Genomic DNA, 12,370 nt, shown 5'->3' on the forward strand with positions numbered 1-12,370 from the left:
CCATCGTAAATATAACCGGTCACCTATCCGAACGTATGATACTAAGTTCCCTTTGAATCACGTCAGGTGAATGCTTTGAACTGATCTCATACTTCATCCGCCTAGGTTCTCTCTTAAAAACCAAATAAGTTGGAAAAGCGATTTGAGTATTCTGCTTGATTGAAGTGATCTGGTATTTTAGAACATCAAATTCACCTTCTTGAGAATACTCATAACAAAAATACATTTCCATTTTTTGTTGATAAATTTCTTGAATGCTTTTTGACTTCTGCTTTCTTCCCAGATCTTGATCTCCATAAAACGCTAACTTTGATTTTATCGCATCTTCAGGATACTCACTATAAAGCTCAATACCGTTCACTTGATGTGGTTTATAAAACAGTTCAAGTGAAGGATTCATAATTTCTAATATGCCTTCACCAGGTACGGGTAAATTTTCTTTCTTGCAAAGGTAACCCTTATCAAAATAGAGTTTCACATCAATGTCTTCATCATAATCATTGCCCTCATTAACAAGCACGCCCTGCAAGTAAAAAAGGGCATCTATTTCACTTAGATAAGCATAGGATTGCTTATAGACCACTATATTCGCATACAATTCCATGATCAAAAGATACTTTTTTTTTTCATGTGCGTTACCGATCAACTGCGATGATGCTATATTGCCGTATTGCACGCCTCTGAGCGGATTAAGCCGTTCCATCAGATTGCCTACATTAAAAAATTCTGCAACTTCAATTTTTTTATCTATGGTTTCCAGATGTTTAATGATGAGCTCTTGAATTTTGGCATTAATCTGTACGGGCTCAGTCATAAGGGCTTTCACGATATTGGCACCTGGAAAATTCCTGATTGTATGAGTCCTTTTATTGAGGATTTCATTTTCGATCAGGTCATCTTTAGAACCGCCTTCTGATTTTGATGGGTCACTTGCTTCAATCTCTTTTAGATTGGAATCCGTCAAAAGTAAATTTAGTGTATTTATTTTATCAAGTAGGTCAAATGTTTTCTGTTTGTAGTTCGACACAAATTTAGATTGAACAAATCTATGCCTAAAGATTTTAGGCGTTTCAATGATTTGATCCTCTATTACACCTACAATTCTAAGAGCGCTCATTTTGGGTTCAGAAGCAATCTGAAGGGTATTTAATTGTGCCACAAAATAAAGCGTTAATTGATTCGACACTAGCCTTTTGAAGGTATCTAAAGTATTATATGTCCAGCAATTGCTCATTTTAATGTATTTGGATTTAAATTTCAAGACTTGTCTATAGGGATCAGAATCTGTTTGGAGCGGACTCACTTGACGTTCACTAAAGTATAAAAAGAACTGCTCTGGATGTGCCATATGCGCTTCTATTTCTGCCTTTACGTGGTCAATACGATCCTCAACGCTTGTTCCAAACTGTGTCCAGAATACAGCTATAACCGCATCAAATTCTGCGAAAGTCTGATTCGGATGTTCAAATGCCCAATACTGTATCTTAATATCAGCATTGTTGATCATGCCATACATCTGATTGAGCATTTCAACGGTTTCTTGAATCAGGTTCCTCTCATCCATGACATCTGCCGGAGTCACGATTAATAACTTAAATTGTGTTATTTGTTTAGGCATTGTAACTCCTTTCAACTTTATCACATTATAGACTCAACTCTATTGTAAACTATCTATTATTGTTCGTATAGGATTGTCCTCTTTTTTTAGTGAAATTTTAATCTAAGGGCTAGGATCATCCTCTTCGACTGCTCTAGCTAGACAAAAGCTAATGACCCTAAAATCATATTTGAGCCCTCTTCGATGTCTCAAACCGATTTTCGCTGACACCTTTCAGCGGTTAAACATTCCGCTTCAAGTCTTTCGGCTCAAATCTTATGATCTATTTAATCAAAACTACCCGCTTAGCGGGTAGTTTGCTCAGCCCTATAAGGGCATGTTACTCGCGTGAGCCTTAAGGCTCTTTGAATCGGTTCGCCAACTGCTTACCTTTACTGGCTGCTGCTAAAGCAGCTTTTTATTTCTTTTTGCCCTCTTCGACTTGCTTACCCGTAAACGGGTCAATATATTCTTGAATACTTATTTGATCATTTGCGATATCTTCTTGTAGTTGATTTTTTACATATTCTCTTATCGCTTTTTCATTTCGTCCAACAGTATCTACATAGTAGCCTCGACACCAAAAGTGGCGATTTCCATACTTATATTTCAAGTTTGCATGACGATCAAATATCATCAAAGAACTTTTTCCTTTTAAATATCCCATCACACTTGAAATGCTATACTTCGGTGGAATTGCTAGCACCATATGAACATGATCTGGACACGCTGTTGCTTCCAATATTTCTACACCTTTTTGGTCACATAACTTTCTTAAAATTTTCCCTATATCACCTTTGATGTTTCCATAGATTACTTGTCTTCTATACTTTGGTGCAAACACCACGTGATATTTACAATTCCATTGAGTATGTGCTAAACTGTTCTTATCCATTTCGGATCCTCCTTCTGAGCTAATAGGGTTGGCGAACCATTATTATTTTATCAGAAGGAGGTGCTATTTTGACTCAAAGCTAAAGCTCTTTAGAACCACCGGTAGAACCGGTGGTTTTCTTTTTACAATCAAAAAATACCCCTTTCAAAAGGGGCATTTCTAGGGTACACTATTGGTCTTGCGCTTCTAAGCTACTTCATACGCTCTCTTGCAGCTACCATCTCTTCCACTGTGGTTTTGCCTATACTCAGCGCGTCAAGAGGCATTTCATGAATCACCACAGTATGTGATTGTTCCGATGCTCCTGTTACTGCCATAGAGGCATCCACTAATTTTTCAATGAGTTCTTTCTTTTTTTCTTTTGTCATAGGGCCTACAGTAATGTTTATAAACGGCATAATTACGCTCCTTTATGTTTAATCAAATTATTGGGTTGATTCAATATTAACACCGATTAAGCCATAAAAATTGTACACTTACGACATTACTCAAAATCCATGTGTGACTTCAATGCCGTTTTATTTTGGCGGGCTTGCTTGGGTGTATCACGGGTGAACTTTTTAAAGGTTTTTGAAAAATGAGCTTGATCATAATAATTTGACTCATAAGCAATATCTGTCAAATTTATGTTTCCGTCGTATAAGACCGCTCTTGAGGCCTCTTCAAATTTTCTGATTTTATAAAAAGTACGTATATTGATGCCTATATATTTGTTAACCATGCGTTCAAGCGTTCTGATGGTTATATGGTGCCGTTTTGCAATTGCTTCAACGTCTTCTCCACCTGAATTACAAAGATCCATGAGCAATTGTACTGTCCCCTGATATTCAGTATAATCCTCTTCTAAGCATCTGAGCAAAACGCCTTCAATCTCGACTATTTTGGATTCTATTTTGCCGTTGTCTTGTACCGACTTTATGGACCTCATTACATTCACGAGTTCATTTGCAAGCAGCGCATTTTCAAGATGCAAATCAACGGATTTGTTCTGAAACTGAGAAAGTGCCTTTTTAATAAAAGGATAGAACCCCCAAGGTTTAAAAGTGATGCCGATACATTCTACATAACCGTGCCTTACAACTTCAATGGCTGTATCTCTCATGCCATGGAAAAATAAAGGTGACTTATCCACTACGTGAGTTCCATAAACATGTTCATATTGCCCTGTAATGGGCATGATTAAATCAATATGATCCATGGGCAAAATCTTATACGCTTTTTCAGCCTCTAATGCTCCAGCCGTGGTCCAATAGTGACTTATGTAGTTTTCAAGTTTTGGGTCTACACGGTTATAGAATTTCATATCTATGGACATGATGTTTGATTTCCTTTCAGCACTATTTGGCTTTAGCTTTATAGCGCTCCGCTTGATCAAAGAAGGTAATATCCGCATAACCCGCATATATAAATCCAGAATGCAAAGTATCTTTTGGGATGTAATAAATATCGCCTTTCTCATAAGTGTTTTTTTCACCATTAATAGTCATGTCAATCCTACCGCCGAGAACAAAGCCCACTTGGCTATCATGCTTATGTTCAGGTAGCTTGACATCATTTTCAAATTCCATAAAGATGATCTGATGATTTTCACTTTGAGATAAATAGGCGGTGAGCCCTTCAAAGGGGATATCCGCTTTTGGCAAATTCTGAATGGGCAATGGGAATAGTTTCTTTTTCATAAAACAACCTCTCCTCTTATTACAACACGCCCACCATCTGGGCATCTTGCTTCGAATTTCTGTGCTTTGGTATTGCCATAATCTAAAGTGCCATTATTCGCTAAGACATATACATCGGGATAAATCAAATGCCATAGTTCCTGACAAAGTGGTGGACAGAGATCTTCCACTATAAAAACATCCCCCTGTTTGTGATAATGACTCCTACATTTGCTTTCAATAATTTCCAGTCTTACTTTCACTCTTATGGCCCTCCGAGATATTGATTATTTTTTCCTGAGCATACGCGATAAACAAGGGTTGAACGGCTTCTTTTTCCACGGTCTGATATAAAATCATTGCTCTATCTGATTCGTTTTTGAGTAAAAGTAAATCTGCCTGTATTAAAGCGTTTTCATCCTTATCATGTTTATAAAATGCATGATCAGGCACACGTTGCCGCACATTGGATGATGCCTTTGCTGCTTTTATTCGAGAATCCTCTTGAATATCATTTCCGCTAACGCATATCGCTTTTTGGATGAGCTGCGCCAGTGGCAAACTTTTTCGCTTTAAGGTTTCGTTGAATTCAAGCACTTTATAAAAGCGTTCCATAAACGCCTCTCTTTTCTCAGTTGCCTCAAATCCACTATAATAGATGCAATCCATCATTGCAAAATCGATCATGCACTGCAGATTCCCAGTTTTATCAGATGATTTACCCTTATAATGATTCTCCAACTCAAGAACCTTCTTCATGGCCAATTCTATTTCATTATTATATAAATAGGAATATATTTGAATAATACCATCGTAGCTCAAGTCGGCTTTAATCCATTTTTGCCTCAACAATTTATGATTGGCTGAATAAAGCAGTTTAAGTTTTAAAGGCACCAAGTATTTTACATTGTAAACAACCAAAGCAATAATCAAAATCAACAAGGATATCAACATCACCAGTATACTCCGCGTCAACATCAAGATGATCAACGCATAAACAGCACCTATCACCATCATTAAAATAATATAATCCACATTTTTATGGCCTTCTTTGCGATAAGTGTAATAGAGATTTACAAAACTGATCATATACAAAATAAGCGAAATGCCAAGCTTATGTATATCTGAAGTTGCCACCATATATATAGAAAGCATCGTCGTTGCTGTTATGATCCCAAATGAGGAGATCAAGTTCTTTTTGATAAATCGCCAGCCATTTTTAAGGCCATCTATGGCGATACAAGTTGAAGTAACCATAACCGAAGTCAATAATAGGGCTAAATCATATGCCTCCGTTAAAATCAGCTCTCTGAGCACCAACCCGCATATTGCTACAAAACCTAATAAACAAATCGCTATCAATCTAATGACGATTTTTCCTGCTTTTTTCAAAATTATGCCTCCATGCATCATTTATTGTTACGCTCTACGTTTAGCTTTAACCCTGTTTATTTTAAAAAATACTCAAGTGCTTCATAACTTATAACCGATCTTAACAATTGAATGCGCTTAATTTCGTCATCATCAAACCCCGCAATGCCATTTTGAAGCAAAAACGCATCATACCCTCTTTCGATAGCACCATTATAGGTAAAAAGTACACAATGTTCTGCTGCAAATCCACTTATAACTGTACAATCAACACCCGCATTCTTTAAAAGGGTATCCAGCTCTGTTTTCCAAAAGGCATTACTATACGATTTATGTACAAAAAAATCGGTGTCAGATACGACCAATTCTGCCACACATTTAAAACCCTCTGTCTCTGCTCCACCCGCTTCAACATCCTGTATGATGATGACAGGCAGATTTTTCTGACGAAAAAATTGACTGATTTCATTGATATATTCTACTGCTTTTTCAAACGTCGCCTTACAAGGTGTAGATTCTTTAACATTATTTTGCATATCTACTATTAAAAACGCTACTTTTGACATCACTTTTGCCTCCTATCACGATTAACAACTAACTCTATTTGGATTTTAATGTGCTTATAAAGCATTTACTTAAAACCACTGTTACAATGAACATTACGATAAATAAAATCAAAAATACAATCGGCATGTTTTCACTTATATATGTTGTGACTGCACCACTACCGATCATGCCTGTAGTAAATGAATCACCCAAATGACCAGTGAAATTGAGTCTATAGACAAAATACCCAAATTGAAGCGTTAGATATCCACTAATTGCAATACCGATTATATAAGGGAGCGTCTCAAAAATACTGTTTTTTCTCATTTTAGACCTTCTTTCTGTCTCAAAGCGTATACTCAGTCCGCTTCGCTACCCCTACCTTCGTAACACTTGCACAATCCTATCGGATTGCATTCCTTGTCCATTGATTCTACATAATCTGAAGCTTCTTTCAATCCACAATTTGTAATACTTCTACACCGCTTTATCGCTTTAATTTTATTACCTTCTGATATCAAGTTTAAGAACGCTTCATCTTTTTTTACTAATGTTAAGTCTATAACCTTCTTCTTATTACTAACGCCCAATGTCAAAAATACAAATCCAAATGTTATAAAAGAAAACCCAAAAACGAATTGACTATTCAATATTTCGAAAATTCCCGCCAAAAAAAAGCAAGCCGATGCAACAAAAAACATTTTTGATTCTTTCTTAACCATAATACACCCTTTCCCTTTTCTATTTCTATTTCTTAGCAAAGGTCATTAAGTATGTCCGTGGGTTCACGTCATAAGGCTCAATTACCTTATTGGATGATCCTTGCAATATTGGTAACTAAGACTTAATGCGATACTTCTTTACTATGCCTTGATCTGGCCACTCTATGTCCCCTACATAATGCATTCCAATTCTAATTAATACTTTATCAGATGCAACATTTTCATAATTAACGGCAGCTACTATTTCATCAAGATTCAATTCAGTTAATCCAAATTCTAAAACCGCTTTTGCAGCTTCAATGGCATAACCATTCCCCCCAATATTGCTTTGCATACCCATACAATATTTCTAATCCCTCGAGAACTGTACAATATTGAAACCCACAATATCCAATGTATTGATTTGATTCTTGTGACATACTCCCACCACTTGAAGAAGTGGGGGCTTCTTGTTCGAGTAGCCTAACGGCTACAGCATAAGCAAGCTATCCCCGTGCGCCCCACGGTTCTATGAGTTCGTTTACCCTAATAATAAGCGTATACCTTCCGTTTTGATATTTATACTTGCATTGTAATCCCTATCCATTGTCATGCCACAATCTTCGCAATGATATGTCCGCTCTGAAAGCAATAATGTTTTCTTGACTATCCCGCAAGCACTACACTTTTTAGAACTTGGAAACCATTTGTCAATTTTGACGAGGTGTTTTCCTTGTTCCATCAACTTGTAATTAAGCATAGACACGAACATCCCAAACCCATTATCCATAACACTTTTACCAAAATTCAACGCTTGTGACATCACCTTCATGTCCAAATCTTCAATACACACTGCATCAACAGCATYGGYKATCTGCTTTGACTGCTTGTGTAAAAAATCCTTACGTTGGTTGGTCACTTTCTCATGAATTTTTGCTACTTTTATSCTTTGCTTGTTACGATTTTTACTTCCTTTTTGACACAAGGATAGCTTTCTTTGTTCACGCTTAAGCTTGTCGAGTGATTTTCTATAATATCTAGGGTACTCTGCTGATATGCCATCAGATGACACAAAAAGCTCTTTCACGGAAAAATCTAACCCTAACAATGTTTTAGGTTGAACGGCTTTTATCTCTTGTTCATATTCAAACAAAACACTGGCAAAATATTTTCCAGTTGGAGTCTTGCTCACAGTTACAGATTTAAGTTTATAATCTTTATTTGTACATTAGCAAGAGCAAGACTATCTACTTCCTTAAGCCATTCATATTCCTTTTTGTATTGTGCTGGAGTATTGTTTAGCTTTTGCTTCATTTTCTCGTAATGCTCAATTTTATCACTCAGCATCTTGTTGTATATGAAGCGTACACAGCCGAACGTCTTAGCTATTAGCACTTCCTGTTCTGAATTTGGATATATTCTGAATTTGAACGCTTTATTCAATGCTTTTCACCTTGACTTTCTATATATTTCTTAATGACTTCAATGGGTGCACCACCAGTTGTAAGTAAACAATTACTTCTTGACCCAAAATATTCCTTCAAGAGCTTCTTGAGAATTGATTGAAATTCCTTTTTGAGTAGCCTTGAACTTGCACTCTTATAAGCGTTAATTAACTTTGATAATTCACTATTTGGGTGCGCTTTGAACAATATATGGATATGATCACTGTCATGATTCCACTCTAACAATGTTATATTGTAGTTTTTTGCAATGTACTCGAATATTTCTTTAGCGCTTTCAGATGTCGCATCATCAAATACATTCCGTCTATATTTAATTACTAACACAAGATGATAACACATCAAGAACACCGAATGATTGCTATTGTCCAGTTTCATTTATATCCAAACCCTTTTATACACTACTACTGATTATATTATAGCCTATTTCAAAGGCAAAAACCACCGATTTATCTCCCACCTACACTCTCACTGCGTGAGCAAGGAAGGCTAAGAGGAAGGAGACTTCTCGGCTTTTAGGTTAAAAAACAAAACTAATTTGTAAAACCAACAATTAAGTTGATGAATGTAATTAAAATCAATATTGGTGCAACCCATTTAGTTAAGAAGTCAAAAATACCTACCCATGAATGTGCTAACTCACCACTATTTGTAATTTCATCATCTACATCTTTCTTACTCATAATCCAGCCCACAAAGATTGAAATGAAGAATCCGCCAATTGGTAACAATAAATCTGACAATTCAATCATCCAGTCAAAGAATCCAAACCATGTTACTGCCCCTGCTTTAAGCAATGGTAACGTAAAATTAATCGTCCCGTTAGTTAAGGATTCAAATGCGCCGAGTGCTGTGATTGCCACAGTCGCAATGATAGTCGCTTTTTTACGATCCCAGCCTTTGTCCTCTACGAAGTATGCAACAACAACTTCAAGAATAGAAATTGAAGACGTTAAAGCTGCAACTGCAAGCAAAACAAAGAACATAATTGCAAAGATATAACCGCCTGGCATTTGATTAAATACATTTGGTAATGTAATAAATACAAGACCCGGACCTGAACCTGGCTCAATACCAAAAGCAAACACTGCTGGGAAAATCGCAAGACCTGCTAACAAAGCAATCGCTGTATCTGCAATGGTTACTTGTAGTGCCGTTACACCTAAGTTCTCTTTTTTACCAATGTAGGAACCATATGTGATCATGGTACCCATACCTAATGAAAGCGAGAAAAAAGCATGTCCTAGCGCAGACATAATCCCTGCAGCGGTAAGTTTACCGAAATCAGGTTGGAATAAAAATGCAATCCCTTCCCCAGCACCTTGTAACGTAACTGCTCTAATGTCAAGGATTATGATGATCAGTAATAATAAAGGCATCAAAATTTTAGAATACTTTTCAATACCGTTCTTTACACCACCAAGAATAACGCCTGCTGTTAAAGCCATAAAAATAACTTGAAACAAAACAGGTTTCCAAGGACTCGATACCAATGCGCCAAACATACCACCTAGTGCCTCTGGATTTTGCCCTGCAAAAGAATTCGTAATTGCAGAGAATACATAACTCAAAGTCCATCCAGCAACAACACCATAGTATGAAAGAATGACAAATGCGGTTATAAAGCCTAACCATCCAGTCAAAAACCAAGGTGTGTTCGGTTTCAATTTCTTAAATGACGAAATTGCATTCGCTTGAGCTCTACGTCCAATTGTGAACTCTTGAAGCATAACCGGTAAACCAATAAGTGCAATACAAAGTAAATAAACGAGAATAAATGCAGCGCCACCATACTTACCTGTAATATACGGAAATTTCCATATATTTCCTAACCCTATCGCTGATCCAGCTGCAGCAGCGATGATGCCCATCTTAGATGAAAAGCCATCTCTTTGTTGAAGATTTTTGTTTTCCATAAATCCCCCTCCTGATATATTGTTGATCGACGTTTAAAGGCGCTATCCTCTATCAAAACCACAATATCCTCCAATACTTCTTTCCCCAACATCTAAATATTGTGTGTTTATCAAAAGCATAGTTTACTTCAAATGTTAATAAAGTGTAACAGAAATTTGAACTTTATTCAATATAAAAAATAAATTTTATGATGCAAAAGTAAACTTCTTTACATTTTATTAACATATTCAAATTTTATCACAATCCTTAAAAACAATCAACAAGTTGTCAGAGTATTCGGATATATTCGCAATTATTCACTTTTCTTCAAAATAATTTACTTTCTATTATTTTCTCTGCAATCTTAATACCGTCAACACATGAACTTGTGATGCCACCAGCATAACCAGAACCTTCTCCACAAGGATATAAACCTTTGACATTGAATGACTCCAAAGATGCATTATTTCTCAAAATTCTGACGGGAGAAGAACTTCTTGATTCAACTGCAGTTAAAACAGCTCTTGGATCATTAAACCCCTTAATTTTATTACCAAAGTTCACAATACCTTCTTTTAAAGCTTCCAAAATGTAGTCTGGAAATATTTCACTAAAATCACTCATTTGCGTTTCTGGTTTATAAGTGGCCTGCATTGCATCAAACGCTTCATCATAAGAAACGTTTAACGCACTATAATAACTTTGATTTTGCTGTATCATTTCATTTTCTTTTAGATTTTCGCCTAAAAAAGCGCCCACCGTGGTAATTGGTGCACTATAATTCATACCGCCACATTTAAAGGCCTTTTCTTCTAAATCTCTCTGCCATTCTATCCCCTTCAAAACGTCTGAATACTGATCCGGATTGACGCCATAATCCAAGGGTTCTATATTGACTAGTATGGCACTATTTGCATTGTATTCTGATCTTGCAAACTCACTCATGCCATTAACCACTAATCGATTTTCCTCAGAAGCTGAACCCACCACTGTCCCACCAGGGCACATGCAGAATGAATACAGGTTTCGACCATTGCGGCTTTTATGGGTTAATTTATAATCCGCTGCACCTAATCGCTTGTTGGTGTGATCTACACCATACTGCGATGCATTAATCAATATTTGAGGGTGCTCAATTCTTACACCAACCGCAAAAGGCTTCGCTTCCATTTTCACATTGAGGTCATGTAAGTGTTTATAAAAGGCCCTTGCACTATGGCCAATTGCAAGCACCACATGCTCTGTCTCTATCGTCTTTTTTATACCGGTCTTCAAGTCTGTGACGCCAACCCCTTTTATATGTTGATCTTCTAAGATGAGCGCCTCAGCGCAACTGCTGAAAAAGATTTCGCCACCTTGTTTTAAGATTTCATTGCGCATATTTTTAACAACAACCTTCAACCGATCCGTCCCTATATGCGGTTTATTTTTATAACGAATTTCTTCAGGAGCACCCGCCTCAATAAGCGCTTCAATTACAAACTCAATGCGAGTGTCCTTAATGCGGGTCGTCAACTTGCCATCCGAAAAGGTACCTGCGCCACCCTCTCCAAACTGGACATTTGAAAAGGGATTGAGAATGCCCTTCTCCCAAAACGCATTTACACTTTGAGTTCTTTCTTCAACGGACTCGCCTTGTTCAATTACAATCGGTTTTAATCCCGCTCTTGAAAGCACCAAAGCAGCGAACATGCCTGCAGGACCAAATCCAATGACGACAGGTCTTGACTTTAAAGATACCTCACTTAAATCGATTTCTTCATATATGGCCTTATAGCCCTTGGGTGCTTTTGCAGCCCCCTTCTCTATCAACTTTTTATCTATGGTTGTTTCTACATCAATTGTATAAGAAAAAATAATTTCTTTTCTTGCATCAATAGATTCTCTGACCATTTTAAAATTTAAGAGTTCATTTGGTTTTAGTCTCAATTTTTGTTCAATTTTTTTGATAATATTGGCATCATCAAAAGTTTCATCTAATCTAAATTTGATTTCATTTACTCTTATCACGCTAACCTCTTCTATTCATTATTTGTATTTTCAATCAACTGGTCTTTCAGATCAACCATCCCAAGTGCCTTTGCGCGTTCTATGATCTCATTATCTGATAGATTCATGTGTATTTGTCGATTATTCTCATAGTTCCCTATAATCCCATAAAATATCAACGAGAGGCCTATGATTAAAAAAAGCCAATATTTAAAAAGTCTATTCAGATTCACAATTAGTCCTATTCGCTCCAT

General features: G+C 36.7%; 16 protein-coding genes. All 16 read right to left on the reverse strand.

All coding sequences use genetic code 11. The features are described from left to right. Nucleotides 1–19 precede the first annotated feature (19 nt). Nucleotides 20–1,618 (reverse strand): hypothetical protein, encoded by a 1,599-nt coding sequence (locus tag F3D3_RS19205; protein WP_069876058.1) that lies wholly within the window; start codon nucleotides 1,616–1,618, stop codon nucleotides 20–22. 397 nt (nucleotides 1,619–2,015) lie between these two features. Then, nucleotides 2,016–2,492, reverse strand: coding sequence for an IS200/IS605 family transposase (tnpA, locus tag F3D3_RS19210; protein ID WP_069876059.1), 477 nt, complete (start codon nucleotides 2,490–2,492; stop codon nucleotides 2,016–2,018). Between the two features lie 191 nt (nucleotides 2,493–2,683). Beyond that, complete coding sequence (locus tag F3D3_RS19215; RefSeq protein WP_069876060.1) at nucleotides 2,684–2,890, reverse strand: tautomerase family protein; 207 nt, start codon at nucleotides 2,888–2,890, stop codon at nucleotides 2,684–2,686. 86 nt (nucleotides 2,891–2,976) lie between these two features. After that, the gene (locus F3D3_RS19220; protein WP_175438431.1) at nucleotides 2,977–3,795 is read right to left on the reverse strand and encodes an AraC family transcriptional regulator; all 819 of its coding nucleotides are present in this window, start codon (nucleotides 3,793–3,795) and stop codon (nucleotides 2,977–2,979) included. A 34-nt stretch (nucleotides 3,796–3,829) separates the two neighbouring features. Beyond that, the gene (locus tag F3D3_RS19225; RefSeq protein WP_069876062.1) at nucleotides 3,830–4,171 is read right to left on the reverse strand and encodes a cupin domain-containing protein; all 342 of its coding nucleotides are present in this window, start codon (nucleotides 4,169–4,171) and stop codon (nucleotides 3,830–3,832) included. After that, entirely contained in the window at nucleotides 4,168–4,413 is a 246-nt protein-coding gene (locus F3D3_RS19230) for a TIGR04076 family protein (RefSeq protein ID WP_069876063.1), read from the reverse strand. The genes F3D3_RS19225 and F3D3_RS19230 overlap by 4 nt, the downstream gene beginning before the upstream one ends. Continuing rightward, nucleotides 4,388–5,542: a hypothetical protein gene (locus tag F3D3_RS19235; RefSeq protein WP_069876064.1), complete on the reverse strand. Its 1,155-nt coding sequence runs from the start codon at nucleotides 5,540–5,542 to the stop codon at nucleotides 4,388–4,390. Before F3D3_RS19235 ends, F3D3_RS19230 begins: the two co-directional genes overlap by 26 nt. A 56-nt stretch (nucleotides 5,543–5,598) precedes the next feature. Next, nucleotides 5,599–6,087, reverse strand: a complete 489-nt coding sequence (locus F3D3_RS19240; RefSeq protein WP_069876065.1) for a cysteine hydrolase family protein — start codon at nucleotides 6,085–6,087, stop codon at nucleotides 5,599–5,601. Between the two features lie 34 nt (nucleotides 6,088–6,121). Then, complete coding sequence (locus F3D3_RS19245; RefSeq protein ID WP_069876066.1) at nucleotides 6,122–6,394, reverse strand: hypothetical protein; 273 nt, start codon at nucleotides 6,392–6,394, stop codon at nucleotides 6,122–6,124. A gap of 32 nt (nucleotides 6,395–6,426) precedes the next feature. Then, on the reverse strand, nucleotides 6,427–6,789 hold the full coding sequence (locus F3D3_RS19250) for a ribosomal protein L7/L12 (RefSeq protein WP_069876067.1): 363 nt from the start codon (nucleotides 6,787–6,789) through the stop codon (nucleotides 6,427–6,429). A gap of 115 nt (nucleotides 6,790–6,904) precedes the next feature. Next, nucleotides 6,905–7,123 (reverse strand): GNAT family N-acetyltransferase, encoded by a 219-nt coding sequence (locus F3D3_RS19255; RefSeq protein ID WP_175438432.1) that lies wholly within the window; start codon nucleotides 7,121–7,123, stop codon nucleotides 6,905–6,907. A gap of 186 nt (nucleotides 7,124–7,309) precedes the next feature. Beyond that, complete coding sequence (locus tag F3D3_RS19260) at nucleotides 7,310–7,960, reverse strand: RNA-guided endonuclease TnpB family protein (RefSeq protein ID WP_306455963.1); 651 nt, start codon at nucleotides 7,958–7,960, stop codon at nucleotides 7,310–7,312. 247 nt (nucleotides 7,961–8,207) lie between these two features. Further along, complete coding sequence (gene tnpA, locus F3D3_RS19265; protein ID WP_069876069.1) at nucleotides 8,208–8,609, reverse strand: IS200/IS605 family transposase; 402 nt, start codon at nucleotides 8,607–8,609, stop codon at nucleotides 8,208–8,210. A gap of 155 nt (nucleotides 8,610–8,764) precedes the next feature. Next, a complete protein-coding gene (locus F3D3_RS19270; RefSeq protein ID WP_069876070.1) occupies nucleotides 8,765–10,147 on the reverse strand; it encodes a sodium-dependent transporter in 1,383 nt (460 codons plus the stop codon). Nucleotides 10,148–10,454: 307 nt separating this feature from the next. Next, nucleotides 10,455–12,137 carry an NAD(P)/FAD-dependent oxidoreductase gene (locus F3D3_RS19275; protein ID WP_069876071.1) on the reverse strand — a complete coding sequence of 561 codons (1,683 nt, stop codon included), beginning with the start codon at nucleotides 12,135–12,137 and terminating at the stop codon, nucleotides 10,455–10,457. Nucleotides 12,138–12,148: 11 nt separating this feature from the next. Continuing rightward, nucleotides 12,149–12,370: a hypothetical protein gene (locus tag F3D3_RS19280; RefSeq protein WP_069876072.1), complete on the reverse strand. Its 222-nt coding sequence runs from the start codon at nucleotides 12,368–12,370 to the stop codon at nucleotides 12,149–12,151.

Origin of the sequence: Fusibacter sp. 3D3 (genome assembly GCF_001748365.1) — a bacterium.
In the GTDB taxonomy this organism is placed as follows: domain Bacteria; phylum Bacillota; class Clostridia; order Peptostreptococcales; family Acidaminobacteraceae; genus Fusibacter_A.

Bases quoted from the DNA above. Each gene is read 5' to 3' on its own strand.
- F3D3_RS19240 (WP_069876065.1), bottom strand. From the start codon at position 6,087: ATGTCAAAAGTAGCGTTTTTAATAGTAGATATGCAAAATAATGTTAAA.
- F3D3_RS19225 (WP_069876062.1), bottom strand. From the start codon at position 4,171: ATGAAAAAGAAACTATTCCCATTGCCCATTCAGAATTTGCCAAAAGCG.
- F3D3_RS19250 (WP_069876067.1), bottom strand. From the start codon at position 6,789: ATGGTTAAGAAAGAATCAAAAATGTTTTTTGTTGCATCGGCTTGCTTT.
- F3D3_RS19205 (WP_069876058.1), bottom strand. From the start codon at position 1,618: ATGCCTAAACAAATAACACAATTTAAGTTATTAATCGTGACTCCGGCA.
- F3D3_RS19220 (WP_175438431.1), bottom strand. From the start codon at position 3,795: ATGAAATTCTATAACCGTGTAGACCCAAAACTTGAAAACTACATAAGT.
- F3D3_RS19270 (WP_069876070.1), bottom strand. From the start codon at position 10,147: ATGGAAAACAAAAATCTTCAACAAAGAGATGGCTTTTCATCTAAGATG.
- F3D3_RS19280 (WP_069876072.1), bottom strand. From the start codon at position 12,370: ATGGAGCGAATAGGACTAATTGTGAATCTGAATAGACTTTTTAAATAT.
- F3D3_RS19255 (WP_175438432.1), bottom strand. From the start codon at position 7,123: ATGCAAAGCAATATTGGGGGGAATGGTTATGCCATTGAAGCTGCAAAA.
- tnpA (WP_069876059.1), bottom strand. From the start codon at position 2,492: ATGGATAAGAACAGTTTAGCACATACTCAATGGAATTGTAAATATCAC.
- tnpA (WP_069876069.1), bottom strand. From the start codon at position 8,609: ATGAAACTGGACAATAGCAATCATTCGGTGTTCTTGATGTGTTATCAT.
- F3D3_RS19245 (WP_069876066.1), bottom strand. From the start codon at position 6,394: ATGAGAAAAAACAGTATTTTTGAGACGCTCCCTTATATAATCGGTATT.
- F3D3_RS19215 (WP_069876060.1), bottom strand. From the start codon at position 2,890: ATGCCGTTTATAAACATTACTGTAGGCCCTATGACAAAAGAAAAAAAG.